The following is a 24,164-nucleotide window of genomic DNA, read 5'->3' on the forward strand; positions in this document are numbered from 1 at the left end:
CGTCAAAAGGACGCCCCCCGGCATACCTGTTCGTCAGTAGAACAGCGTCTCGCTTTCGGGCTGCACCGACTGTTCCGACGTGCGTTCCTCAGGCGGAAGCGTCGTCGACGGCGGAGGCGTGGGCGTCGGATCCTGAACCTCTGGCGCGGGCGGGGGAGTTTCTTCCTTGACCGGCGGAGGCGCCGGCTCGACCGACATCTCGCGATAGTCGTCGTCAGAGCGCGAAGGACGGTCGTCGCAGGCCGAAAGCGCGAGCACGCTTGCGGCGGCGGCCAAGACAAAAATCGAGCGTGTCATGAAAGTCCCCGGTCTCCGCCGACCAAACGCCTGTCGCGCTAAGCTGTTCCCTTAGCGCCGAAATCTACGTCGGTCATCCTGCGTGATCGGACCATTTTGTGACCATTTGATCCAAGGTCAGTTCGAACTTGGGGGCGGGCGCAGCACTAACGCCGTCGAAACGGGGCGCGGGTTGCGGCAGGCCGCTGTGGAATGTTCCTCGCGCCTGATTGTGCGGATGATCCGGCGCCTCGGCCAGGCTAAGCACGGGCGTGACACAGGCTTCCGTCCCGGCGAAATGGGCGCTCCAGTCGTCACGGTCTCGGCTTGCGAACAAGGCCGCAAGCCGCGCTTGTAGGGCCGGCCAGGCGGCGATGTCGTATTGAACCGCATCAGCCGGATCGATCTCCAAGCCGGCCAGCAGCGCAGCGTAGAAACGCGGCTCCAGCGCCGCCACCGCCACGAACCCGCCGTCGCGACAGGCGTAGCAGCGATAGAAGGGCGCGCCCCCGTCCAGCAGGTTGGATCCGCGCCGGTCGCTCCATAGTCCTCGACCCCGCAAGGCTTGGAATAGACCGCCCAGCAGAGCCGCGCCGTCCGTCATGGCTGCGTCCACCACGCGTCCCTTGCCCGTCGTCCTGGCCTCCACCAGCGCGGCCAGCACCCCGACCACCAGCAGCATGGCCCCGCCGCCGTAATCTCCGACCAGGTTCAACGGCGGGGAGGGCGGACGATCCGCCTCGCCCATGGCGTGCAGCACGCCCGACAGGCCGATGTAGTTCAGATCATGCCCGACCGCGTTCGCCAGCGGTCCCGTCTGGCCCCATCCGGTCACACGTCCGAACACCAGCGCGGGCTTTCGCGCCCGGAGGACCTCAGGACCATAGCCCAGCCGCTCCATGACGCCGGGTCGAAAACCTTCGATCACCGCGTCGGCCCCATCGATCAGTTGCAGGATACGCTCGCGATCGGCCGGTGATTTCAGATCGACCGGAACGGCCGCTCGGCCCCGATGCAGGACCTCGCCGCCGACCTCGTCGAAGACCGCCTGTCCGGCCGAGGCGTCCCGCGTCAGCCGCACCACCTCCGCCCCCAGGTCCGCCAGCATCATTCCGGCGAAGGTGACCGGCCCCAAGCCGTCGAATTCGATGATGCGGACGCCATTTAACGGTTTCATGCCCAATGAGTAGCAGACCGGGTCTTGACCGGAAGGCCGGATTACAACAGAAGGCGCCCTTCGACGGTTCGGGCCAGCCCGGACGTCGCGCGGTGCGTCCTTAGCTCAGTTGGTTAGAGCATCTGACTTTTAATCAGAGGGTCCTCGGTTCGAGCCCGAGAGGACGTACCATTTAAAGCCCGCTTCGGCGGGCTTTTTGCTGTCCGGGCCTTGCCTTCAGTGGGTCGCGAAGCGACCCGGTGCGGTCGCATCCGCGATCGGAGCGTTCGATTTGTCGAGATATTTCGACAGGGTGGCGACCAGGGCGGGCAGTTGCAGCGGCTTGGCCAGGTGGTCGTCCATGCCGGCGTCGCGACACAACTGAATCTGGTCCGGCTGAACATTGGCGGACAGGGCGATGATCGGCAGCCGGCGTCCGCTGCCCTGCTCAATCCGGCGAATCTCGCGCGTGGCTGTCAGGCCGTCCATGACCGGCATCTGCATATCCATCAGGACGAGATCGTAATGGTCGGACTGCACCGCATGCACCGCCTCGGCTCCATCGCTGGCTGTGGCGACCTCCAGTCCCATGCCGACAAGGATGACGCTGATCAGTTCGCGGTTGGCCGGTGCGTCGTCGGCGATCAGCACGCGTCCCTCGGGCATGACGCTGAGGCGCGGCCCTTCGTCTTCCGATTCGCCCTCGGCGACGTGCAGCGGGACGGTCACCGTGAACGTCGATCCCAGGCCGGGCTGGCTCGTGACGACGATATCGCCGTCCATCGCCCGCGCCAGTCGCCGCGAGATCGCCAGCCCCAGGCCGGTGCCGCCGTAGAGCCGGGTCGTCGACCGATCCGCCTGCGAGAAACGTTCGAACAGATGGGCCTGGGTCTGGGGGCTCATGCCGATGCCGGTATCGGTCACCTCGGCCGTCAGACGCCATGCGCCGTTCGCCTCCAAGGCCCCGCCGACCGACAGACTGACCGAGCCCTGGCTGGTGAACTTCACGGCATTGCCTAGCAGGTTGAGCAGGATCTGTCGAAGACGGGCCTGGTCGCCCATCAGGCAGTCCGGCATGTCCGGCGCCAGATCGACGTGCAGCGCCAGACCCTTGGCCAGACACTGGGCCTCCATCATCTGGACCGTCTCGTGCGCCAGGGCGGCCGGGTTGAAACGCTGCGGCTCCAGCTCGATCATGCCGGCTTCAAGCTTGGAATAGTCCAGCACGTCGTTGATCACCGACAGCAGGGCCTCGCTGGCGGTGGCGATGCGCGCGACATAGCCCTTCTCGGCTTCGGGCAAGGCCTCGCTGGCTTTCAGCAGGTTGGAAAAGCCGATGACGCTGGTCAGAGGCGTGCGCAGTTCGTGGCTCATGTTCGCCAGGAACTCGCTCTTGGCGGCCGCCGCCGCCTCCGCCCGGTCGCGCGCGGTAACCAGTTCGTCAGCCAGGATCTTGCGATCCGTCATGTCACGGATGACCACCACCACCTCCGACGGCTTGCCCGTTTCGGCAGCGAGGGCGCGGAAGGTGCATTCGACCCAGACGATCGAACCGTCTCGATGAAGGGCGCGGTGCTCTAGGCGGCAGGGCTCCTTGGTGTGGATGGTGCCCAGCACGGCCCGGGTCACCATCTCCCGATCATCAGGATGGACATAGTCCATGGGCCGGCCGTTCATCTCTTCGGTGGTCCAGCCGAGCAGGCTTTCGATCGCCGGCGAGATGTATTTGCTGGTGCCGTCCGGGCGAACGCGGGTGATCACATCGCCGACGTTTTCGGCCAACAGCCGATAGCGCGCCTCGTCACGCTGAGCGCGGGCGATCTGGGCTTGCTGGTCCGTGATATCCTGAAACACGCCGTAAAGGACCTTCACGACCCCGGCGTCGTCACGTTCGGCGCGCGCCTGGGTCAGAACCGCGCGCTCCTCGCCATCGGCGCGGATCAGCCGAAGACGCATTTTGTAGCCATCGCCGGTTGCGGCCGAGTGTGCGATCGCCGCCAACAATCCGGGCCTATCGTCGGGGTGATAACGGTCGATGGCCGAATCGACCTGGGGATCGAAGGTTTTGCGATCCAGACCGTGGATGCGGAACACCTCGTCGGACCAGTGGACCTTGCCGCTGGCCAGCTCCAACCGCCAATGACCGACGCCGGCCATGTTTTCGATCAGCTCCAGCGTGCCGTGGCGCTCATCGCTGACGCGACCGACTTCCAGCGACGCGATGATGTCTTCGGCCATGGCGCCCAAGGTTCGCAGCGTCGCGATCTGGGCGTCGGAGGGGTGAGGGCGGGGTTGGCGATCCATGACGCCGAACGCGCCCAGCGGCCGACCGTCTGGGCCGCAGATCGTAACGCCGGCGTAGAAACGCAAATTATAGGGGGGCGCCACCAGGAAATGATTGCGCGCTGCGGGGTCCGCCAAGCCGTCTTCGACCACGAGGACGGCCCCTTGGCCCTGGCGCAGCAGACGGTCGCCGAGGGTGCGTTCGCGCGGCAGGCTTCGAACCAGTTCACGATCGCTGCACCACAGGACGGCGTTGTCGCCGCTGACCAGGGTGACGACGGCGGCGGGCGCATCGAAAACCGTGCAGGCCAGTTCCGTAAGACGTTGGAACGGACCAGCAGGGGCGTCCAGGGCTTCCAGGCTCTTGGCGATGTAAGGCACGACCGAACTCCAACGACCGGTCAAAGTGACCTAAAATCAGAGAATTCTTCGTTACCGACCGCTTCCGCCGCTACGCTTTAATCGCCAGCCTAGGCGTGGTCTAAGCCAACCCATGAAACGCCTTCTTCTCGCAGTCAGTCTTGTTGCGCTTTCCGGTTGCAATGCCGGTCGGTCGGCGATGGGCGGCGCCGAACAGGTCGGGGCGGGCTTTGCGGCGGCGGCGACGGCGCCGCTGGAGGACTTCAACCTGCGCCGTCAGATGATCCCGACGGTGCTGCTTCAGGCCGAAGCCAATCCTTACGACCTGCGCAATCTGAATCAGTGCACGACCATCGGCGCAGAGGTCGCAAGGCTCGACGAAGCGCTGGGACCCGATACGGACGAACCGCCGCGTCAGGACGGTTCCTATCTCAGCGAGCGGGCGGCGGACGCGGCGGCCAAGGCGGCGTTGAACGCCATACGCGACACGACGACCGACTTTATTCCCGGCCGAAACTGGATTCGTCGACTGAGCGGCGCCGAACAGCACTCAAAGCACGTTCAATCGGCCATCCAGTCCGGCCGGATGCGCCGCGCCTTCCTGAAGGGGATGGGCATGCAGCGGAACTGCGCACCGCCGGCGGCGCCCAGCTGGTTCAGACCGCACCCTTAGGCGTCAGCCGTTCGACGTGTGGCGGGCGTGGAAGTCGCGCCTGAACTGCTCGAACCGACCCTCGGAAATCGCCGCACGCATGGCCGCCGTCAGCGCCTGATAAAAGGCGATGTTGTGCCAACTCAGCAGCACCTTGCCCAAGATTTCATCGGCGCGGATCAGGTGGTGCAGATAGGCCTTCGAATACGACGATGACGGGCCGTCGATGGTTGGGTCCAGCGGGTCCTGATCCTCGGCGAAGCGGGCGTTCTTCAGGTTCAACGGGCCATCCCAGGTCCAGGCCTGACCGTGACGGCCGGCGCGAGTGGGCAGGACGCAATCGAACATGTCGACGCCGCGCCAGACCGCCTCGACCAGGTCGACCGGCTTGCCCACGCCCATTAGATAGCGCGGACGGTCGGCCGGCAGCATTTCGGGCGCATAGTCCAGCACCTCGCACATGGCCTGGTGGCCTTCGCCGACCGCCAGACCGCCGATGGCGTAGCCGTCGAAACCGATTTCTTGCAACTGCTCCGATGACTGACGGCGCAAGTCCTCGAAGGTCGACCCTTGCTGGATGCCGAACAGAGCCTGGTTTTCACGCTCGCCGAAACGGGCCTTGGACCGCGCACCCCAGCGGATCGACAGCTCCATCGCCTTTCTGGCTGCATCCTTCTCGGCCGGATAGGCGACGCACTGGTCCAACTGCATCGAGATGTCGGCGCCGATCCGGTCGGCCTGGATTTCGATCGACCGCTCGGGCGTCAGAACGTGTTTGGAGCCGTCGATATGGCTGGAGAAGGTCACGGCCTCCTCCTTGACCTTGGAGATGCCGGCCAGGGACATGACCTGGAACCCGCCGCTGTCGGTCAGGATTGGCTTGTCCCAGCCCATGAACTTGTGAAGCCCGCCCAGACGCTCCATCCGCTCGGGGCCGGGGCGCAGCATCAGGTGGTAGGTGTTGCCCAGCAGGATGTCGGCGCCCGTCGCCTTGACCTGATCCACCGTCATCGCCTTGACCGTGGCGGCGGTGCCGACCGGCATGAAGGCGGGGGTGCGGATGTCGCCGCGCGATGTCTTCAGCACCCCGGTGCGGGCGCGGCCCTCGGTGGCGGAAATCTGGAAGGGGAAAGGCATTCAGGCGATCAGTCGTTCAAGCTGTTCGACGCGCGCCAGATCCTTGGGGCGGCCGAACAGGCGATACAGGGCGATGTGGTCCCGGATGTCCGGGACGAACAGGGGCGTGTCCTCAACGAAGACGCGGCGGCGCGAGCCAAAGGCGACCGGGGTCCAGTCGCCGCCGTCGCGGGTCTCCAGATCGGCCATGACCTCGACCAGGATCGGCTGATCCGGCGCGCGCCCGAAGACGGCGGAGCGGAACAGGCCTTCGCCCGGATCGGGTATCACCACGCCGCCCAGCGCGCCCAGCAAGTTGCGCGCATCGCGCGGCGCGCACAGCACGTCGATGTCGGGCACGTGAATGTCGGTCAGGCCGTAGAGCGCCATGGCCGCCCCGCCGAAGATCCACCACGGCTCGCGCAGGTCGCGCGCGGCCTCGCCGACGGCGATCAGGCCGTCTTGAAGATCATGCGGAAGGTCGTCGGGTGACACGGGGCGGGCTCGATTTCGTCAGGAGGCGGCATTTAGGCGTTCCGGTCGCGATTGACCACCCGATCACCATCCCAGCGACGCCTCGCCGCGCAGGATGGCCTCGGCCTGGGAGGTGTGCTTGCCGCCCTCGCGGTCGTGCAGGATCAGCGGCGGCAGCAGCCGCAGCGGCGCGCGCCCGGTCTTGATGGCGTGCACAAGCACCCGCTTGGCCGGCTCGTCCGCAAAGGGATGGATGGGCCGCACGGCGAACGACCCCGCCTTTTCGCCCAGTAAAGCCAGCAGATCGGCCAGTCGGTCGGCGCGGTGAACGACCACGATGCGTCCGCCATCCTTCACCGCCTTCAACAGGAAATCGGTCCACGCCTTCAGCCCGTCGTCGGCCATCCAGGCGCCCCGCTTGCTCTCGGCCGGGGCGCGCAACGCCGTGGCGTCATCGAAGAAGGGTGGATTGGATATGGCCCAGTCGGCTGGCTCCACGCCGAGGGCCCGAAACCCGGCCGCCACGTCGCCCTGACGAATCATAGCTGATCCAGCTGCGCCGTTCAGCGTCGCATTCTCGGTCGCCAGCGCCGCCATCACCGGATCGCGCTCCACGCCCGTCAGGGTCACGCCGGGCCGTCGCGCCGCGATCTGCATCAGGACCGCACCCGCTCCGCAGCCCGCCTCGATCACGCTCTGGCCCGCCTCGGCCGGGACCGCCGCCGCCAGCAAAGCCGCATCCATCCCGGCGCGATAGCCGCGTGCGGGTTGACGCAAGCGCACCCGGCCGTTCAACAGGCCGTTCTCGACGATCGTTGTCGACAGGGTTTCGACCGGCTCCAAGCCTCAATCTCCTTGACCCTCAAGGGGTCGAACATCATTGTGCGCCGCAACTCGCGGGGGCAAGCCGGCCCGGCCGCAAAAAGCCATTCTCGCGGCCCGCCGCGCTAGTGAAAGAGTATTCGTTTGGACGTCGCCATCGCCGCCGCTCACCGCCCGAAGGGGGACGTCAACGCCCTTGTCCGGCTGGCTGAGGTCGATATGGCGGCCGTGGACGCCCTGATCCTGGATCGGATGCAGTCGGACGTGCCGATCATCCCGAAACTGGCCGAACATCTGGTTTCGGCGGGTGGAAAGCGTCTGCGCCCCCTGATGACCGTCGCCGCGGCGCGCGCCGTGGGCGCGACGGACGACATCGTAGCGCCGCGCAAGCTGGCCGCCGCGGTCGAGTTCATCCACACCGCCACGCTCCTGCATGACGACATCGTCGATGCGTCCGAACTGCGTCGCGGCAAGGTCGCGGCCCACCTGATCTGGGGCGCCCCGACCAGCGTCCTGGTCGGCGACTTCCTGTTTGCCCGCGCCTTCGAACTGATGGTCGAGACGGATTCGATGCGCGCCTTGGGCATTCTGGCCGAGGCGTCGCGGGTGATCTCCGAGGGCGAGGTGCTGCAGCTGACGCGCGCCCACGATCTGAATCTGGACCAGGCCACCTATCTGCAGATCATCTCGGCCAAGACCGCCGAACTGTTCGCCGCCGCCGCCGAGGCGGGCGCGGTGGGCGCCGGCGCCGATCCGGCCGCGATCAAAGCCCTGCGCGACTACGGCATGGCGTTGGGCATCGCCTTCCAACTGGCCGACGACGCCCTGGACTACGGCGCGACGGCCGAGGCGCTGGGCAAGAACGCCGGCGACGATTTCAACGAGGGCAAGGCGACCCTGCCGCTGCTTCTGGCGGTCGCTCGCACGCGCGGCCGCGAGGAAGCCTTCTGGGAACGCACCGTGACCAAGGGCGAGCGGACGCCCGAAGACTTCACCCGCGCCCGCGAACTGATCATCGGCTCGGGCGCCATCGGCGCGACCCTGGACCTGGCCGGCGACTATGCCGATCAGGCCAAGGCGGCCCTGTCGGTCCTGCCGTCCAGCGACTGGCGCGCCGCGCTGGAAGACCTCGCCGATTTCGCGGTGTCGCGCGCCGCTTGACCGAGGCTGCGGATACGCTCGACCAACAGGTCCGCACCGCCGACCTCGACCGCTGGCTGTCCAGCCGCCTGGTCGCGGATGACCGCGCCCGCGCTGACCTCATCACGCTCTACGCCTTCGAAGCCGAGCTGATGACCATCCCCACGCGCGTGACTCAGCCGCTGCTGGCCGAGATGCGCTACACCTGGTGGGCGGAACAGATGGACGGCGTCTTCGCCGGCGTGCCGCGCAAGGGCCATCCGGTGCTGGAGGCCCTGACCGATCTCGTCGCGCGCCACGGCCTGGACCGTGCGCCGTTCGACGCCTTGATCGACGCCCACATCGGCCGGGTGCGCGAACAGCCGCACGATCTCGACGCCTTCTACGTCGGCCCGATGCAGGTCGCGACGCGCGTGCTGGCAGGGCAGGGGCATGACGCCGCCGTGGCCGACGCGGCCCGCGTCTGGGGGCTGACGCAAACCGGCCGGCGCCAGGAGGCGGCGTCCCTGAAATCCGCCGCCAATGGGGCGCTGAAACGCCTTCCGCCCGAAGGATTCGCGGCCGTGGCTCACGCGACCCTTACCGATCCGGACCAGCCGGAGCCGCTGAAGCGGCTGCGCCTGCTCTGGGCCGTGCTGCGCGGCCGGATTTGACCTAGCCGTTCAGGCCGGCGATCAAGCGGGTCAGCAGGGCGTTCAGCGTTTTCTGATCCTCTCGCGACAGGCCGCTCAAGGCCTCTTTGGCCGTCTCCTGATGGCTGGGCATGATTGTCTCGATCAGGTCGAAACCCTTGTCCGTCAGCCGAACCAGAGTCGCCCGTCGGTCGCTCGGATGCGGGCGCCGCTCGACCCAACCCGCCTTTTCCAGCCGGTCGATCCGCGCGGTCATGCCGCCGGACGACATCATCGCCGCCTCGAACAGCGCGGTCGGCGTCAGGCCCTCGCGTTCGCCGGATCGGCGCAGCGTCGCCAGCACGTCGAACTCGCCGTGCTGCAAACCATAGCGCGCGAACAACGGCGTCTGGCGCTCGCGGATCACCAGTTGCGACGCCTCGTTTAGGCGTCCCAGCACCTCCATCGGCAACATGTCCAGGTCGGGGCGTTGCACGGCCCATTGGGCGGCGGCGCGAGAAGCTCTATCGGGCATGGTTATCTTGACATCGAGATACTTGAGGTCGAGAGACTAGCGCGATTTTCAGTCGGAGTCCCCACCATGACCGCACGATCTGACGCCACGCCCGCGCGCGGCGCTTCGCTGCTGTTGCTGGCGGCCATCGTCGCCCTGGCGCTGAATCTGCGGCCGGCGATGGCGGCGGTGGGGCCGCTGCTGGATCTGATCGAGCACGCGACGGGCATGGGGTCGACCGCCGCCAGCCTGCTGACCACTCTGCCCGTGCTGATGATCGGTCTGGGCGCCCTGTCGATTCGCCCATTGCGTCGGCGACTGGGCGAGCGGCGCGGCATCTTGCTGGGCGCGCTTCTGATCGGCGGGGCCTGCCTGGTGCGGGTGGTGCTGACCGGCGCGACCGGCCTGATCGCCAGCGCCGTGGTCGTCGGTGTGGGCGTCGCCTTGATCCAGGCCTTGGCGCCGGTCGTCATCAAACGGGCCTTTCCGTTGCAGTTCGGAACGGTCATGGCGCTCTACACCACCGGCATCATGGGCGGCGCCGCCGTCGCGGCGGCTACGGCGGCCGGTCTGGCCGAGACGATCGGCTGGGCCGGGACGCTGGCGCTGTGGAGCGCGCCGGCCTTTGTCGCAGCATTGGTCTGGCTGGCGGCGTCACGCGACCCCGCAGCCGAAGAGCCGAACCGCGCCGCAGTGGTCGAGGCGACGGACCCGGAGCTGCCCTTCTGGCGTCAGGGGCGGGCGTGGCGGCTGATCCTGATCATGGGCCTGGGGACCTCGGCCTATACATTGATGCTGGCCTGGCTGCCGCCCTTCTACATCGACCTCGGCGAGCCGAGGGCCACGGCCGGCTATCTGCTCAGCGGCATGACGGCTGCGGAGGTGACGGCCGGCCTGCTGGTGTCGCTGACCATCGGGCGCTTCCCGGATCGGCGCGGACCGATCCTTATGGCCTTGATTCTGGCCTTGGCGGGTCTGGCCGGTCTCGTGGTCGCGCCCCTCAGCATGGCCATGCCGATCGTGATCGTCCTGGGCCTCGGCATCGGCGCAATCTTCCCGCTCAGCCTGATACTGGCCATGGACCAGATCGACGATCCCGCGCGCTCCGGCGATCTGCTCGCCTTCGTCCAGGGCGGCGGTTACATCATCGCCAGCCTGTCGCCGCTGGGCGCCGGCCTGCTGCGCGATTACCTGGCCGAGCTGACCCAGGCCTGGGTGCTGATGGGCGTGGGCGTCATCCTGCTGGGCGTGATGACGCTGGGGTTCCGGCCGGGGTTGCCCAAGCTGCGCTGAGCGACCCGGCCCTCAGAAATCAGCCCGCGTCGCGCCAGGCCTGCAGGCTTTCCATCGCCCGGAGGCTCATCAGGCGCTTTTTGGCCCGGCCGCGTTCCTTAAGCGGGATCTTGACGCCCGCCTCATCGACCTTGGGCGCCTCGAGCGGCGGCAGCAGGCCGTAGTTGATGTTCATCGGCTGGAACTTCGATCCTGCCAGATGCCCGCCGGTGATGTGCTCGACCAAGGCGCCCATGGCGGTCTCGGCCGGCGGCGGGGCCAGATCGCGACCGAGCGCTTGCGCGGCGGCGAGACGGCCGGTCAGCAGGCCCATGGCCGCGCTCTCGACATAACCTTCGACGCCCGTCACCTGACCCGCGAAGCGCAGGCGCGGCATGGCCTTCAGCCGCAGCTGCTTGTCCAGCAGCTGGGGACTGTTCAGATAGGTGTTGCGGTGAAGACCGCCCAGGCGCGCGAACTGGGCGTTCTGAAGCCCCGGGATCATGCGGAAGACCTCGGCCTGCGCCCCGTGCTTCAGCTTGGTCTGGAAGCCGACCATGTTGAACAGGGTGCCCAACGCGTTGTCCTGGCGCAGCTGGACGATGGCGTAGGCCTTCACCAGCGGGTCGCGCGGATTGGTCAGGCCGACCGGCTTCATCGGGCCGTGCCGCAGGGTCTCGCGACCACGCTCGGCCATGACCTCGATGGGCAGGCAGCCGTCGAAATAGGGTACGTGCTCCCAGTCCTTGAACTCAGCCTTCGGGCCGCTCAGCAGGGCGTCGATGAAGGCCTCGTACTGCGCCTTGTCCATCGGGCAGTTGACGTAGGCGGCGGCGTCGCCGCCCGGACCTTCCTTGTCATAGCGCGACTGACGCCAGGCGATGTCGAAGTCGATCGAGTCAGCGTGAACGATGGGGGCGATGGCGTCGAAGAAGCTCAAGGACTCCTCGGCCGTCGCCTTCAGGATGGCGTCGGCCAGGGCAGGGGAGGTCAGGGGGCCGGTGGCGACGATGACATTGTCCCACGCCTGCGGCGGCAGGCCCGCGATCTCTTCGCGCACGATGGTGACCAAGGGGTGGGCGGTCAGTTTGGCGGTGACGGCCTGGGAGAAGGCGTCGCGGTCCACGGCCAGGGCGCCGCCGGCCGGCACCTGATTGATGTCGCCGCAGGCCATGATGATCGAATCCAGCGCGCGCATCTCGGCGTGCAGCAGGCCGACCGCATTGAACTGCCAGTCATCCGAGCGGAAGGAGTTGGAGCAGACCAGCTCGGCCAGGCCGTCGGTGTGGTGGGCGTCAGTCTTGACGCCAGGCACGCCGCGCATCTCGTGCAAAACGACGGGCACGCCGGCCTGGGCGATCTGCCAGGCGGCCTCGGAGCCGGCCAGGCCGCCGCCGATGACGTGGATGGGGGAAGGAGAGGGGGAAGCGCTCATCGCGGCCTTCTAGCGGGCGGGTGGCGCGGTGTCATGGCCCCCTGCTATATCCGCCGCCGGTCATCGGGGGCGTGGATTGAGCGAGCATCGGATTTTGCGACTGGGCGAGACGCTGTCGGCGGCGGTTCGCGCCTTGCCTCGCCTGTGGTGCGGGGCTTGCGGCGCGATCGTGCTGGCCGCCGTGGTCTGGAGCCTCAAGCCGCTGGCGGCGGGTCCAGCGGGTTTGGTCTGGGCGGCGTGCGCTGTGGCCTCGACCCTGGTGCTAGCGGGCGCGCTGGCGCGGATCGCCATCACCGAAGATCTGGTCGCCGCGCGATGGCTGGGCCTGGGGCCGGTCGGGTTGCAGTTCGGACGGCCGGAGGTGCGGCTGCTGGGCGCGGGCCTGCTGTGCTGGATATTCCTCGCCATGATCCTGTCGGTCGTGGCCCTGGTCCTGTTGGCGGTGTTCGGCATGGCCGAGTTAAACGCCCAGGCCATCGAGATGCGCCAGTGGAGCGCGGTGGGGCCGGCGTGGAAGCTGACCCTGCTGGCGGTCGTCACGGCCTTCGCCCTGTTCGCTGTCATCGCCTTCGCGGTGCGCCTGTCTCTGTTCGCGCCGGCGACGATCGGGCGTGGGCAGATGGTGTCGTTGCAGAGCATGAGCATCGCGCGCGGCGGCTTCTGGCCCCTGCTGGTCGGGCTTGTCGTTACGGCGCCGCCCAAGATTGCGCTGGTATTGCTGTGGGGCGCGGGGCTGCTGTCGGGCACGGCGGGCTGGATCGTCTTCGCCGTCGTGCTCACGGGTGTGCAGGCTCCGCTGACGATGGCCTTTGTGGGTGCCGCCTATTGCCGGCTGGAACCTGCGCCGCTCCGGTAGGCCAGAGCGGCGCAGGTCTATCAGGCGGCCTGCAAGCCCGGTTCGACGGTGTAGGCCGCCTCGGTCTTGGCGGCGACTTCGTCGAGGGTGACGCCGTCGGCCAGTTCGATCAGCTCGAGGCCCGCGCCGTCGGGCTTGACGTCGAAGGTGGCCAGGTCGGTGATGATGCGGCTGACGACGCCCGTGCCGGTCAGGGGCAGGGTGCAGGCCTTCAGCACCTTGGACTGGCCGTGCTTGTTGGCGTGTTCCATGACGACGACCACGCGTTTGACGCCCGCGACCAGGTCCATGGCGCCGCCCATGCCCTTCACCAGCTTGCCGGGGATCATCCAGTTGGCGATGTCGCCGCTCTGGGCCACCTCCATGGCCCCCAGGATCGACAGGTTGATATGGCCGCCGCGGATCATGGCGAAGCTGTCGGCGCTGGAGAAGTAGGACGACTCCGGAATCTCGGTGATCGTCTGCTTGCCGGCGTTGATCAGGTCGGGGTCCTCGTCGCCTTCATAGGGGAAGGGCCCCATGCCCAGCATGCCGTTCTCGGATTGCAGGGTCACGGTCATGCCGGCGGGGATATAGTTGGCGACCAGGGTCGGGATGCCGATGCCCAGGTTTACATAGAAGCCGTCCTGCAGTTCCTGTGCGGCGCGTTCGGCGAGTTGTTCGCGGGTGCGGGGCATGATCAGACCTCCGATCCGGCGGCGGCGCCGGCGGCACGTTGACGGACGGTGCGCTGTTCGATGCGCTTTTCGGACACGGTCTGGACCAGGCGGTCGACGTAGACGCCCGGCGTGTGGATGTGGTCGGGATCCAGCGAGCCGACGGGGACGATCTCCTCGACCTCGACGACCGTGACCTTGCCGGCCGTGGCCATCATGGGGTTGAAGTTGCGGGCGGTCTTGCGGAACACCAGGTTGCCGCGCTCGTCGGCCTTCCAGGCCTTGACGATGGACAGGTCGGCGATCAGGCCGGTCTCCATGACGTAGTCGCGGCCGTTGAAGTTGCGGACTTCCTTGCCCTCGGCGACCAGGGTGCCGACGCCGGTGGCGGTGAAGAAGGCGGGGATGCCGGCGCCGCCGGCGCGAATGCGCTCGGCGAGGGTGCCTTGCGGGTTGAACTCAAGCTCCAGCTCGCCAGCCAGATACTGGCGTTCGAACTCCTTGTTCTCGCCGACGTAGGACGAGATCATCTTGGCGATCTGGCGGGTGCCCAGCAGTTGGCCCAGGCCGAAGCCGTCGACGCCGGCGTTGTTGGAGATGACCGTCAGGCCCTTGACGCCGCTGTCGCGCAGGGCTGCGATCAGGTTCTCGGGGATGCCGCACAGGCCGAAACCGCCGGACATGACCGTCATGCCGTCGAAGGTCAGGCCCTCCAGCGCGGACATGACGTCAGCGTAGATCTTTCCCATCGCTCTCCCTTTTTTCACTGCCTGATGAATATCGGCTTTTGACCACGCCTAACGCGGGGGCGGGCGGGGGGCAAGACTCGGCGTCGATCCGACGCGGCGATTTCAGACAGTGAAGGCGAAAAACAGAGTCTGATTCGTCTAATTCATCTGAAATGACGGCGAGCCGGGTTCGAAAAAGAGAGTGCAATTGGTGCACTTTCTACGGAATCGGTCGTCGCGGGAGGCGGATGTCGGCATCCTTGGGGTTGCGTTCAATAGGGCGGAGGGATCCGTAGGGGCCGAGGCGTCGTATTGCCGTCAAGCCTGCAGCAAGATCCGACGATCGAGGACGCCGATGAACCTGACCAATGTCGCCATTCGCCAGCTTCAGGACGCGCCATTCCCGGACTTCGTGACGCGTCCGGCGATCGACAGCCTGGTGACGGAGGCCCGGAAGCGTCTGGATCGCGACGGGCCGCACGACGAGGCGGCCTTTGCGCGCGAAATGGCCCAGCGCGCCATCGCCGAACATACGGATGCGGCGAACCAGCAGCATTACGAACTGCCGCCAGAGTTCTTTCAGTTGTGCCTGGGCAAGCGGCTGAAATACTCCTGCTGCCTATATCCCACGGGCCGCGAGACGCTGGATCAGGCGGAGGAGGCGGCGCTGGCCGAGACCTGCGCCCATGCCGATCTGAAGGACGGTCAGACGATTCTGGAGATGGGCTGCGGCTGGGGCTCGTTGTCGCTGTGGATGGCCGAGAAATACCCCACTTCGAAAATCACGGCGGTGTCGAACAGCCACGGCCAGCGCGGCCATATCGAAGCCCAGGCGGCAGCGCGGGGCCTGACCAATCTGACGGTCATCACCCAGGACATGAACGCCTTCGACACCGAGCAGCGCTTCGACCGCATCGTCTCGGTCGAGATGTTCGAGCATATGGCCAACTGGCGCGCCCTGCTGACCAAGGCGCGGGGCTGGCTAAAGGACGACGGGCGGATGTTCATCCACGTCTTCACGCACCGCGACGCGCCCTATCGGTTCGACCATACCGACAGCGGCGACTTCATCGCGCAACACTTCTTCACCGGCGGCGTCATGCCCAGCCACGGCCTGATCCGACAGTTTCCGGACCTGTTCGCGGTCGAGCAGGAATGGACCTGGAACGGCGGTCACTATGCGAAGACCGCCAACGACTGGCTAGCGAACATGGACCGGAACGCCCCGCGGATCGCGGTGTTGATGCGTGAGACCTATGGCGACGACGCCAAACTTTGGACCCGTCGCTGGCGGCGCTTCTATCTGGCGACGGCCGGTCTGTTCGGAAACGACGAGGGCCGCACCTGGGCGGTCAGCCACTATCGACTGAAGCCGGCTTAAGGGAGACGAGGATGATCAAATATGTCGCGGCCTATCTCGGGGCCGGCCTGACCTTTGCAGCCATCGATTTCGTCTGGCTGACCACCATGACCAACCGGCTGTACAAGCCCGTCATCGGGCCGATCATGGCCGACAAGCCGGACATGAAGGCGGCGGTGGCCTTCTATCTGATCTCCATTGCCGGGACCGTGTTCCTGGCGATCGCGCCGGCCCTGAAGGAGGGGAACTGGACGCGGGCGGCGATCAACGGGGCGGTGCTGGGCTTCGTCGCCTACGCCACCTACGACCTGACCAATCAGGCGACCCTGGCGGTCTGGCAGACCAAGCTGACGATCATCGACCTGATCTGGGGCACGACCCTGACGATGCTGTCGGCGACCGGCGGCTATTTCGCCGCGCGCTGGGCCGAGGGCCGTTTCGGCTAGGCCGCCCGACTGCCCCGCGCTTGCGATTGCAGCCGCGCGTGTCTAAAGCTCGCGCCAGGGTTGATCGCGGGGGCGACAGTTGGGGGATGGCAGGCACCGATTGCTGTCGGCGCGCGGCGCGGCCGATGCGGGCTGGGTCTATGGCGCGCATGTCGCCCGCTATGTCGCGCCGCTGCTGCTCTATCCGGTTCTGACGCGACGCCTGGGGCTGGAAGGGTTCGGCGTATTCGCCTCGGCCATCGCCCTGGCCTTGGTGGTGTCGGTGGTCGTGGATTATGGGCAGTCGCTTTCGGGGCCGCGCGACGTCGCCGGAGCCGTCGAAGGGCGCGGCGTCCTGGTCGGTCAGGCCCTGGCGATGCGCGGCGTGCTGATCCTGCCCGCCGCTGTGGTCGGCGTCGGCCTGGCGGCCTTCAATCCGGTTCTGGAAGGGGCGAGCGTCGTCGTGGCGATGGCGGTCGTTCTGGGGATCGGGCAGGGGGCCAGCCTGCTGTGGTTCTTTCAGGGCATTCGCGATCCCGGTTTGGCAGCGATGCTGGAGGTTGGCTTCGCTTTAGCCGCGACGGGTGTCGTTCTGGCGATGCCCGGCCTGAGCGTCGGCGGCGTGATGGCCGTCCAGGCGGGCGGCGTCTGGGTCGGATGGGTCGCGACCGGCGTCCTGCTGCTGCGACGGCAGACGGTTCAGGCGCCGGAGCGGGGCTTTGTGAGGCGCGTCCTGATCCAGGGCGGTCCGCTGTTCGCCAGTCGGGCGGTCATCGTCGCCTATACGGGAGCGGGCGTTCTGGCTGTCGCGGCGCTGGCCGGGCCGGCGCAGGCGGCGCTTTACGGGGCGGCGGACCGGCTGGTCGCGGCGTCCGGGTCGCTGATGCGGCCGCTGGCCGGTCTGATTGCGCCCCGGATCGCCGGACTGCTGGGACAGGATCAGGCAGCGGCGTTTCGCACGGCGCGGTGGACGCTGGCTGCATCGACGGGAGCGTTCGTGCTGCTGGCGGCGGGACTGACGCTGACGGCGCCGCTGCTGATCAGACTGTTGTTCGGGGCGGGGTTTGCGGGCGCCGTCGAGGTGCTGCGCCTTCTGGCCTGGGTGCTGCCGCTGGTGGCCTTCAGCCAGGTGCTGGGGCTGCATCTGATGAACCCGCTGCGGATGGATGGACGGTTCGCGCTGATCGTGGCGCTGGGGTGTGTCGCAACCCTGGGGCCGGCGGTGGTGCTGGCGCCCGGCCTTGGCGCGGCCGGCATGGCGGGCGCGCGGATCATCGGCGAGGCGGCGGTGGTCGTGGCGTGTTTGATCGGCCTGAGGGCGCACTGGGGCGCGCTGTTCCAGACCGGCAGGGGGCGCGATGTCCCGGCGATATGACTGGCTGATCGTCGGCGCCGGTTTCACCGGGGCGGTGGTCGCCGAACGACTGGCGCGCGGGCTGGACCAGAGCGTGCTGGTGATCGATCAGCGCGACCATGTCGGCGGCAATGCGCACGACCGGCGCGATGCGGGCGGGCGGCTGATCCATCCCTATGGCCCGCACGTGTTGCACACCAACAGTGCGCGTATCTTCGACTATCTGAGCCAGTTCACGGCCTGGCGGCCCTATGCCCATCGGGTCCAGGGGCAGGTGGACGGGCGGAGGGTGCCGCTGCCGTTCAATCTGGATTCGATCGAGACGCTGTTTCCAGCCGCAACGGCCGAGCGGATGACGCAGGCCCTGGTCCAGCGCTTCGGTTTCGGGGCGCGGCCCAGCATCCATGATCTGCGACAGGCGGGCGACGATCCGGATCTGAGGCGGCTGGGCGACTATGTTTTCGACAAGGTGTTCGCCGGATACACCGCCAAACAGTGGGGCCTGCCGGTCGAGGCGCTGGACGCCTTGGTCACCGCGCGGGTGCCGGTCGCGGTCAGCCGGGACGACCGCTATTTCGTCGACCGCCATCAGGCCATGCCGCGCGACGGCTATGGGGCGCTGTTCCAGCGGATGCTGGATCATCCGAACATCACAGTGTCGCTGAACACGCCGATGGATCAGGTGGGGGCGGAGTCGTGGGACCGGATGGTCTATTGCGGCGCGCTGGACGACTATTTCGGCCGGTCGGTCGGGGCCTTGCCCTATCGCAGCGTGCGGTTCGACCATCAGGTCGTGGATGTCGAGGACGGCCTGCCGGTCGGGACAGTCAACTATCCCAACGACTTCGACTTCACGCGCATCACCGATTTCCGCCACCTGACCGGCGAGCGTGGGCCGAGGACGGCGACGGTGACCGAATATCCGATGGTCTATGAGGCGGGCGTGAACGACCCCTATTATCCAATCCTGACGGAGTCTTCGCGCGCGTTGGCGGTGCAGTATCGCGCGATGGCGGCGACGCTGGCGGGCAAGGTCTGGTTCGCCGGACGGCTGGCCGATTTTCAGTACTACAACATGGACCAGGCGGTCGGGCGGGCGCTCAGCCTGGTCGAGAAATCGCTCGCGCCGGCCATCGCCCGGATGGCGGCATGAGCACGTCGGTTTGGGCGGTGGTGGTGACGTGGAACCGGCGCGCCCTGCTGGAGCAATGTCTGGCGCATCTGATCGCCCAGACGCGGCATTGCGACGGGGTGGTGGTGGTCGACAACGCCAGCGACGACGGCACCGCCGAGATGCTGGCCGACGCCTGGGCGGGCCAGGCGATGGTGGTTCGGATGCCGGTGAACACGGGCGGGGCAGGCGGCTTCAACGCCGGAATCCGCGCGGCGATCGAGGCCGGGGCCGACCGGGTCTGGTTGATGGACGACGACGTGCTGGCGGCGCCGGATGCGCTGGAGGCCTTGCTGGCGGCGGAAGCGGGACTGGCGGACGAGGGCGTCGTTCCGGCCTTCCTGTGTTCCAGCGTGCGGTCGCCTGAGGGGCATCTGACCAATACGCCCGAGATCGACCAACGCGAGAATGTGTTGGGCTATCCGGCCTGGGGCGAGCGGCTGGAGCAGGGGATTGTTCCGGTGCGGCAGGCGACATTCGTGTCGGTGCTGGTTAGCCGGGCGGCGGTGATGCGGCACGGCCTGCCGCTGGCTCCCATGTTCATCTGGGGCGACGACACGGAATATACGCTGCGGCTGTCGCGCGACGAGCCGAGCTATCTGGTCGCGGCCAGCCGGGTCGAGCACGTGCGCGCGGCGCCGGGACGGCTGACCATTGAGACCGAGCCGGATGCGCGGCGCGAACGGCTGCATCGCTATCTGACGCGCAACGTCATCCTGGCCAAGCGGCGGCACGAGGGACGGCGCTCTGCGCTGCGCTATGCCGCGTCGCGGCTCAGGCTGGCGGGTCGGCTGGCGCTGGGCGGACGTTGGCGAAAGGCCGGGGTGCTGGTCGCCGGAGTGGTGGACGGGGCGCGGTTCGATCCCGAGGTCGAGCATTGCAGGCCGTCCTGAGCGCATCGCGGCGTGGAACGCTGCGGTGGTCACAGGTGAGGGCGGCCTATGAGCGGCTGGCGTTGGGCTTGCTGGGCGTGGGCGTGACCTTGCCGCTGTTTCTGACGCCGGGGCAGGCCAGCGGGCCGCGGCTGGGGGATCTGGCGCTGGCCGTTGCTGTGCCGCTTGTGGTCGTGACGTGGCGAGACATGGCGCCGGTTCTGAGGGCGGCCGGCGTGGTCGCGGCGGGCTTTCTGGCGATGACGCTGCTGGTTGAGGTCGCGCCGGGCGGCGATCGGCTGAACGTCGGGGATGCGGCCTTCTGGTTTCGGTGGATCGCCTCGGCGTTGGCGGCGCCGGCTGTGGCGAGCCTGATCCTGAGGGATGAAGGACGGCGGCGGCTATTCCTCTGGGCCGTGCTGGCCGGCGCGGCGTGTCATCTGGCGACCTATGGGTTGGCGATGCTGGTCGGGCTGGAGCCTTTGCAGGACGTGGGGCTGGCGTCGCCGCGCGCGATGGTGACCACGACGGCAGCGCAGGTGCGAGTGACGACCCTGGCCGAGCATCCGAATGCGGCGATGGCGATGATCGGACTGGCGGTCCCGGCTGGCATGATGCTGGCGGAACGGCGCTGGGTGCGGCGCGGCACGACGTGGGGCGGCGTCGGCGTGGCGGTTCTGGGGTTCGTCAGCACCCTGTCGCGGGGCGGCATGATGGCGGCGATGTTGGGCGGGCTGGCGCGGATGGTCGTCGGTTGGCGTTGGCGTTGGCGTGAACGGGTGCGGCCGCTGGGGGTGGCGCTGACGGTCTTTGTGCTGGTGGCGGGCGCAGTGGCTTTGCAGGCGGGGCGGTTCGATTTCGACGGCGGCCGGTTTGCGGGACGGTTCGACAGAGCGGCGCTGCGGGACAATCTGGCCGGACGGATGCTGACCTGGCGGCGGACGGTCGATCTGGTCGAGGAGCGGCCGATGGGGGCGGGGTGGTCGTCGGCGGACGAGATGGGGGCGTTTCGGGCGCTATCGGTCAGCCACAACGGCTATCTGTTCACGGCGCGGACGGCGGGCGTGGTGAGCGCGCTGGTGCTGCTGGGGCTGCATCTGGCGTCGGCGGCGCGGCTGGACGCGCTGACGCCGCTGTCGGTCTATGTGCTGGCGGCGATGTTCGGAGAGGACCTAACGCAGGGGGCGGGGATGGTCTTCCTGTGCTGTCTGGTCGGCGCCTTGGCTTGGCGAAGGCCGCTGGCGCCGTGAGGGTGCTGATCGTCAACACCCTGTATCCGCCGGCGCAGGTCGGCGGGGCGGAACGCAGCGTGGCGCAGTTGGCCCAGGGGCTGAGACGGGCGGGCGTGGAGGCGTCCGTCCTGACGCTGACGCCGGGGCGCGAGGCGGTGAACGAACGGATCGACGGCGTGCCCGTGCAGCGGCTGCCGTTGCGCAATCTGTACTGGCCCTATGACGGCGCGCGGCGATCGGCGGTTCGGCGGGCGGTCTGGCATGGGCTGGAGGCGGCCAACCCGCTGATGGATCAAGCGGTCGACCGGGCGGTCGCGCGGGTGCGGCCGGATCTGATCCATCTGCACCTGACGACGGGTTTTTCGCTGTCAGTCTATCGCGCGGCCGCGCGGTGGGATCTGCCGCTGGTGCAGACGCTGAGGGACTGGTCGATGCTATGCGCGCGGGCGTCGCTGTTTCGACGCGGACGGCGTTGCGAGCGGCGGTGTGGGTCGTGCGTATTGCTGACGGCGGGCAAGCGGGTTCGGTCGCAAGAGGTAGATCAAGTCATCGGCCTGAGCGGGCCTGTGCTGGAGACGCATCGGGCGGCGGGCTATTTTCGGCGGACGCCGGGGTCGGTGATCAGCAATGCAGCGGGCGCGGCGGCGATCGCGCCGAAACCATCGCTGGTCGAGGCGCCGACGATGCGGTTCGGGTTTCTGGGGCGGGTCGAGCCGGAAAAGGGGATCGAGGTTCTGCTGGCGGCCACGAGAGGATTGGACAGTGACTGGAGGCTGAATATCGCCGGGCGGGGCGAGGCGGATTACGTGCAGGCGTTGAGGCGGGCGTATGATGATCCGCGCATCGTCTGGCTGGGGCAGGTGGAGGCGGAGGCGTTCTGGCCCAGAGTGGATGTGCTGGTTGCGCCGGCGGTGTGGGCCGAGCCGTTCGGACGCAGCGTCGCGGAGGCGGTTCAGCAGGGGCGGGGCGTGATCGCCTCGCGCATCGGCGGATTGCCGGAGGCGGCGCAGGGGGTAGGGGTGTCAGCCCTAGTGGAACCGGGGGATGCAGGCGCGCTGACGGCGGCGATGCAGGCGGCTGTGGACCAGCCGGGATGCTGGCGTTTCGCGGCAGTTGGAGCGCCGGCCTGGACCGAGGCGTCGATCGTCGAGGCGCACAGGGCCGTCTATCGTCAGGTGCTGAGCAGAAGGGCTTCGATGACTTCGGCCGAGCGTGACCAAGCATAATGATCGGCGCGGCGAAGGCCGGCGTCGCGGCGAGCGACATCCGGTCGGCTGAGCATCTCAGCCATATGGGCGGCCAGGGCTGCGTCGTCGGCAGGGTCGAAATAGAGGGCGGCGTCGGCGCAGACCTCGCGCGTGGCGGGGATGTCGGAGGCGATGACCGGACAGCCGAGGGTCATCGCCTCAAGCGGCGGGATGCCGAAGCCTTCGTAGAGACTGGGAAAGACCAGGGCGCGCGCGCCGCCGAGCAGGGCGGTGATCTCGGCATCCGAGCGACGGCCGGCGAAGATCAGGCGCGGGTCGGCCGGGAAGGCGAAAAGGTCGAAGACAGCGGGTCGGTCGCCGATGAGGACCAGCCGAACGGCAGGCTCGGCAAGGCGGGAAAGGGCGCGGATGGCGACGGCGAGGTTCTTGTTCGGCGTCAGATTACCCAGGGCCACGAAGTAGCGGCGGGTCGTCAGATCTAGGCGTGCAACGACGGCGGGGTCGGGCCTGATGTTGCGAAGATGGTCGGCGCTGTTCGGGGCGACGGTGATGCTGTTGGGCGACAGGTTCAGGACCGAGGCCAACTCGCGCCGGGAGAACTCGGAGACGGTCGCCAACCGCGCCCGGCGCGCGAGCACATTGTTCAGGGCGCGGTGGAAGGTGGCGTAGCCTGTTCGGAAATGCTCAGGATGACGAAAGACGGCGGCGTCGTGGATGACGACGACATGGCGACGATGCAGCACCGGACCCGAACCCGCTAACGAAAGCAGGCGGCCGTGGCGCGCGGTCCAGGCCAGGGCGGTCTGTTCCCAAAGATGGCCGCCTGTGCGCCCGATCGTGCGGGTCGGGATGTTGAGCAGGTTCAGGTTATCGGCGCCGGGGGGCTTCAATAGGACGTAACGCTCGGCCGCGCCGGGGCGCTGGTCCAGGGCGCGGACGATCTGACGCGCATAGCGCTGAACCCCGCTCATCGGCTGGGTCAGGAAGCGGCCGTTGATGAAGACGGGCTCAGCCACCCAGGCGTCTGCGGGCGAAGGCGTCGCGGTAAATCCGGACGGTCTGTTCGGCCATGCGTGAGTCGGACAGCAGGCCCGGCGTAATCGGCAGGGCAACGACGCGGCTGGCCAGCGCGGCGCGCATCGCCTCGGCCAGGTGATCGGGGGAAGCGTCGACGGGTAGGCGGTCGATGTGCGCGCCGGCCTGGATCAGACGCCCGATCCCGCCGACATCGGTGCAGACGATCGGCAGACCCAGGGCGGCCGCCTCGATCATGGCGTAGGAATCGGCCTCATAACGGCTGGTCATGGCGAACAGATCGAAGCCCGCCATCAAAGGCCCGGCGTTGCGTGCGCCCAGCAGACGCAGGGCGTCGCCGCCGGCGGTCCTGACCGCCGAGGCCAGATCACCGTCTCCGATCATGACGCCGATGATGCGCGGATCGATGGCGTTCGCCCGGCGGACGGCGTGGGCGAACCGAACGGGGTTTTTCTGAGCGCAAAGCCGGCCGACGAAGCCGACGACCAGAGCGTCGTCGGGGACGCCGAGGGCCTGGCGGGCCGCGAGACGCTCGTTAGCGGGCGGCGCGGACAGGCCGTTGGGGACGACGTGCAAGCGGTGTCCGCCAAGCCCCCAGCGACGGGCGACGGCGGCCTCTTCCTCAGAGACGGCGATGATGGCGTCGCCGGACCGGGCCAAAAGCGCCTCGGCCGCGCCGGCGATGATCGTCGTCAGGTTGGCCGGGCCCATCATCGGCAGGGCGTGAGGGGTGTAGATCCTGGCGGCGCCGGGCGCGTGGGCCAGCCGGACCAGGGCGCCGGCCTTGGCGCTGTGGCCATGGACGATCTCGAATGGGCCGAGACGGGCGATCAGGCGGTTCAGCGCGTGAAGGGCGGCGACGTCCCACGGTCCGACGCTGCGGCGCATCGGCAGATGTTCATTGGCGTGGAGGGGAAGAGCGGCGACCCCGGCCTCGAACCAGGGCTCGGCGCGGCTCGGCGACCAGATTAGGGACACCTGATGGCCGCTTCCGATCAAGGCGCGGGCCAGATCGACCACGTGACGCCCCGAGCCGCCGCCGGACGGCTCGATGACCAGAAGAATGCGCAATGTCGTCCCCCGACGATGGCTCAGCGTTGCAACTGAAAGCCATCATCGAGAAACGTCAAGATTGCGCACATTCTCTTGGCGCGAA

The 24,164-nt window shown here is 67.9% G+C and carries 24 protein-coding genes and 1 tRNA gene; 13 read left to right on the top strand and 12 right to left on the bottom strand.

All coding sequences use genetic code 11. The annotated features are described in order from the left end of the window. Positions 1 to 33: 33 nt before the first annotated feature. Both BLR19_RS00545 and BLR19_RS00550 read right to left on the bottom strand, forming a co-directional pair. The gene (locus tag BLR19_RS00545) at positions 34 to 297 is read right to left on the bottom strand and encodes a hypothetical protein (RefSeq protein ID WP_066626126.1); all 264 of its coding nucleotides are present in this window, start codon (positions 295 to 297) and stop codon (positions 34 to 36) included. 73 nt (positions 298 to 370) lie between these two features. Continuing rightward, the gene (locus tag BLR19_RS00550; protein WP_218119291.1) at positions 371 to 1,459 is read right to left on the bottom strand and encodes a CaiB/BaiF CoA transferase family protein; all 1,089 of its coding nucleotides are present in this window, start codon (positions 1,457 to 1,459) and stop codon (positions 371 to 373) included. An 88-nt stretch (positions 1,460 to 1,547) separates the two neighbouring features. Here BLR19_RS00550 and BLR19_RS00555 point away from each other — a divergent pair. Next, positions 1,548 to 1,624: transfer RNA gene (locus BLR19_RS00555), tRNA-Lys, on the top strand. Positions 1,625 to 1,669: 45 nt separating this feature from the next. Here BLR19_RS00555 and BLR19_RS00560 read toward each other — a convergent pair. Further along, positions 1,670 to 4,096 carry a PAS domain-containing protein gene (locus BLR19_RS00560; RefSeq protein ID WP_091745973.1) on the bottom strand — a complete coding sequence of 809 codons (2,427 nt, stop codon included), beginning with the start codon at positions 4,094 to 4,096 and terminating at the stop codon, positions 1,670 to 1,672. Between the two features lie 112 nt (positions 4,097 to 4,208). Here BLR19_RS00560 and BLR19_RS00565 point away from each other — a divergent pair, with 112 nt between their 5' ends. Beyond that, complete coding sequence (locus BLR19_RS00565; RefSeq protein ID WP_091745976.1) at positions 4,209 to 4,748, top strand: hypothetical protein; 540 nt, start codon at positions 4,209 to 4,211, stop codon at positions 4,746 to 4,748. A gap of 3 nt (positions 4,749 to 4,751) precedes the next feature. On the opposite strand, the gene tgt is transcribed toward BLR19_RS00565, so the two are convergent. The 3 genes from tgt to BLR19_RS00580 form a co-directional block, all read right to left on the bottom strand. Continuing rightward, the gene (tgt, locus tag BLR19_RS00570; RefSeq protein ID WP_091745979.1) at positions 4,752 to 5,864 is read right to left on the bottom strand and encodes a tRNA guanosine(34) transglycosylase Tgt; all 1,113 of its coding nucleotides are present in this window, start codon (positions 5,862 to 5,864) and stop codon (positions 4,752 to 4,754) included. Then, the gene (locus tag BLR19_RS00575; RefSeq protein WP_055808117.1) at positions 5,865 to 6,338 is read right to left on the bottom strand and encodes a hypothetical protein; all 474 of its coding nucleotides are present in this window, start codon (positions 6,336 to 6,338) and stop codon (positions 5,865 to 5,867) included. It lies immediately after the preceding gene. 63 nt (positions 6,339 to 6,401) lie between these two features. Further along, a complete protein-coding gene (locus BLR19_RS00580) occupies positions 6,402 to 7,160 on the bottom strand; it encodes a tRNA1(Val) (adenine(37)-N6)-methyltransferase (RefSeq protein ID WP_091745982.1) in 759 nt (252 codons plus the stop codon). 198 nt (positions 7,161 to 7,358) lie between these two features. On the opposite strand from BLR19_RS00580, the gene BLR19_RS00585 reads away from it, so the two are divergent. Together BLR19_RS00585 and BLR19_RS00590 are read left to right on the top strand one after the other, a co-directional pair. After that, complete coding sequence (locus tag BLR19_RS00585) at positions 7,359 to 8,300, top strand: polyprenyl synthetase family protein (RefSeq protein WP_055753370.1); 942 nt, start codon at positions 7,359 to 7,361, stop codon at positions 8,298 to 8,300. Beyond that, positions 8,297 to 8,932 (top strand): squalene/phytoene synthase family protein, encoded by a 636-nt coding sequence (locus BLR19_RS00590; RefSeq protein WP_091745985.1) that lies wholly within the window; start codon positions 8,297 to 8,299, stop codon positions 8,930 to 8,932. Before BLR19_RS00585 ends, BLR19_RS00590 begins: the two co-directional genes overlap by 4 nt. A gap of 1 nt (position 8,933) precedes the next feature. Here the strand turns inward: BLR19_RS00590 and BLR19_RS00595 are convergent, their stop codons facing one another. Further along, the gene (locus tag BLR19_RS00595) at positions 8,934 to 9,425 is read right to left on the bottom strand and encodes a MarR family winged helix-turn-helix transcriptional regulator (protein WP_039245510.1); all 492 of its coding nucleotides are present in this window, start codon (positions 9,423 to 9,425) and stop codon (positions 8,934 to 8,936) included. Between the two features lie 66 nt (positions 9,426 to 9,491). Here BLR19_RS00595 and BLR19_RS00600 point away from each other — a divergent pair, with 66 nt between their 5' ends. Further along, positions 9,492 to 10,697, top strand: a complete 1,206-nt coding sequence (locus BLR19_RS00600) for an MFS transporter (RefSeq protein WP_176758243.1) — start codon at positions 9,492 to 9,494, stop codon at positions 10,695 to 10,697. Positions 10,698 to 10,716: 19 nt separating this feature from the next. On the opposite strand, the gene trmFO is transcribed toward BLR19_RS00600, so the two are convergent. Then, the gene (gene trmFO / locus BLR19_RS00605) at positions 10,717 to 12,111 is read right to left on the bottom strand and encodes a methylenetetrahydrofolate--tRNA-(uracil(54)-C(5))-methyltransferase (FADH(2)-oxidizing) TrmFO (protein ID WP_091745989.1); all 1,395 of its coding nucleotides are present in this window, start codon (positions 12,109 to 12,111) and stop codon (positions 10,717 to 10,719) included. Positions 12,112 to 12,187: 76 nt separating this feature from the next. On the opposite strand from trmFO, the gene BLR19_RS00610 reads away from it, so the two are divergent. Further along, a complete protein-coding gene (locus BLR19_RS00610) occupies positions 12,188 to 12,967 on the top strand; it encodes a hypothetical protein (RefSeq protein WP_091745993.1) in 780 nt (259 codons plus the stop codon). Positions 12,968 to 12,987: 20 nt separating this feature from the next. Here the strand turns inward: BLR19_RS00610 and BLR19_RS00615 are convergent, their stop codons facing one another. Together BLR19_RS00615 and BLR19_RS00620 are read right to left on the bottom strand one after the other, a co-directional pair. Next, the gene (locus BLR19_RS00615; RefSeq protein WP_091745996.1) at positions 12,988 to 13,644 is read right to left on the bottom strand and encodes a 3-oxoacid CoA-transferase subunit B; all 657 of its coding nucleotides are present in this window, start codon (positions 13,642 to 13,644) and stop codon (positions 12,988 to 12,990) included. Between the two features lie 2 nt (positions 13,645 to 13,646). Then, complete coding sequence (locus BLR19_RS00620) at positions 13,647 to 14,372, bottom strand: CoA transferase subunit A (RefSeq protein ID WP_091745999.1); 726 nt, start codon at positions 14,370 to 14,372, stop codon at positions 13,647 to 13,649. A gap of 334 nt (positions 14,373 to 14,706) precedes the next feature. Here BLR19_RS00620 and BLR19_RS00625 point away from each other — a divergent pair, with 334 nt between their 5' ends. The 7 genes from BLR19_RS00625 (at position 14,707) to BLR19_RS00655 (ending at position 21,991) form a co-directional block, all read left to right on the top strand. Continuing rightward, positions 14,707 to 15,732, top strand: a complete 1,026-nt coding sequence (locus BLR19_RS00625; protein ID WP_055753372.1) for an SAM-dependent methyltransferase — start codon at positions 14,707 to 14,709, stop codon at positions 15,730 to 15,732. A gap of 11 nt (positions 15,733 to 15,743) precedes the next feature. Continuing rightward, a complete protein-coding gene (locus BLR19_RS00630; protein ID WP_039245498.1) occupies positions 15,744 to 16,157 on the top strand; it encodes a DUF2177 family protein in 414 nt (137 codons plus the stop codon). A gap of 100 nt (positions 16,158 to 16,257) precedes the next feature. Next, positions 16,258 to 17,511 carry an oligosaccharide flippase family protein gene (locus BLR19_RS00635; protein WP_176758244.1) on the top strand — a complete coding sequence of 418 codons (1,254 nt, stop codon included), beginning with the start codon at positions 16,258 to 16,260 and terminating at the stop codon, positions 17,509 to 17,511. Further along, the gene (gene glf, locus BLR19_RS00640) at positions 17,495 to 18,643 is read left to right on the top strand and encodes a UDP-galactopyranose mutase (protein WP_091746004.1); all 1,149 of its coding nucleotides are present in this window, start codon (positions 17,495 to 17,497) and stop codon (positions 18,641 to 18,643) included. The genes BLR19_RS00635 and glf overlap by 17 nt, the downstream gene beginning before the upstream one ends. Beyond that, entirely contained in the window at positions 18,640 to 19,554 is a 915-nt protein-coding gene (locus BLR19_RS00645; RefSeq protein WP_091746007.1) for a glycosyltransferase, read from the top strand. Before glf ends, BLR19_RS00645 begins: the two co-directional genes overlap by 4 nt. A gap of 35 nt (positions 19,555 to 19,589) precedes the next feature. Next, the gene (locus BLR19_RS00650; RefSeq protein ID WP_091746010.1) at positions 19,590 to 20,783 is read left to right on the top strand and encodes an O-antigen ligase family protein; all 1,194 of its coding nucleotides are present in this window, start codon (positions 19,590 to 19,592) and stop codon (positions 20,781 to 20,783) included. Beyond that, on the top strand, positions 20,759 to 21,991 hold the full coding sequence (locus BLR19_RS00655) for a glycosyltransferase family 4 protein (protein WP_176758245.1): 1,233 nt from the start codon (positions 20,759 to 20,761) through the stop codon (positions 21,989 to 21,991). The genes BLR19_RS00650 and BLR19_RS00655 overlap by 25 nt, the downstream gene beginning before the upstream one ends. Here BLR19_RS00655 and BLR19_RS00660 read toward each other — a convergent pair. Together BLR19_RS00660 and BLR19_RS00665 are read right to left on the bottom strand one after the other, a co-directional pair. Then, entirely contained in the window at positions 21,937 to 22,989 is a 1,053-nt protein-coding gene (locus tag BLR19_RS00660) for a glycosyltransferase family 4 protein (RefSeq protein WP_091746016.1), read from the bottom strand. The two genes, BLR19_RS00655 and BLR19_RS00660, sit on opposite strands and share 55 nt — an antisense overlap. Further along, positions 22,982 to 24,079: a glycosyltransferase family 4 protein gene (locus tag BLR19_RS00665; protein ID WP_091746019.1), complete on the bottom strand. Its 1,098-nt coding sequence runs from the start codon at positions 24,077 to 24,079 to the stop codon at positions 22,982 to 22,984. Before BLR19_RS00665 ends, BLR19_RS00660 begins: the two co-directional genes overlap by 8 nt. Positions 24,080 to 24,164 lie beyond the last annotated feature (85 nt).

The sequence above is a fragment of the Brevundimonas sp. 374 genome (genome assembly GCF_900102995.1).
GTDB classification, from domain to species: Bacteria; Pseudomonadota; Alphaproteobacteria; order Caulobacterales; family Caulobacteraceae; genus Brevundimonas; species Brevundimonas vesicularis_C.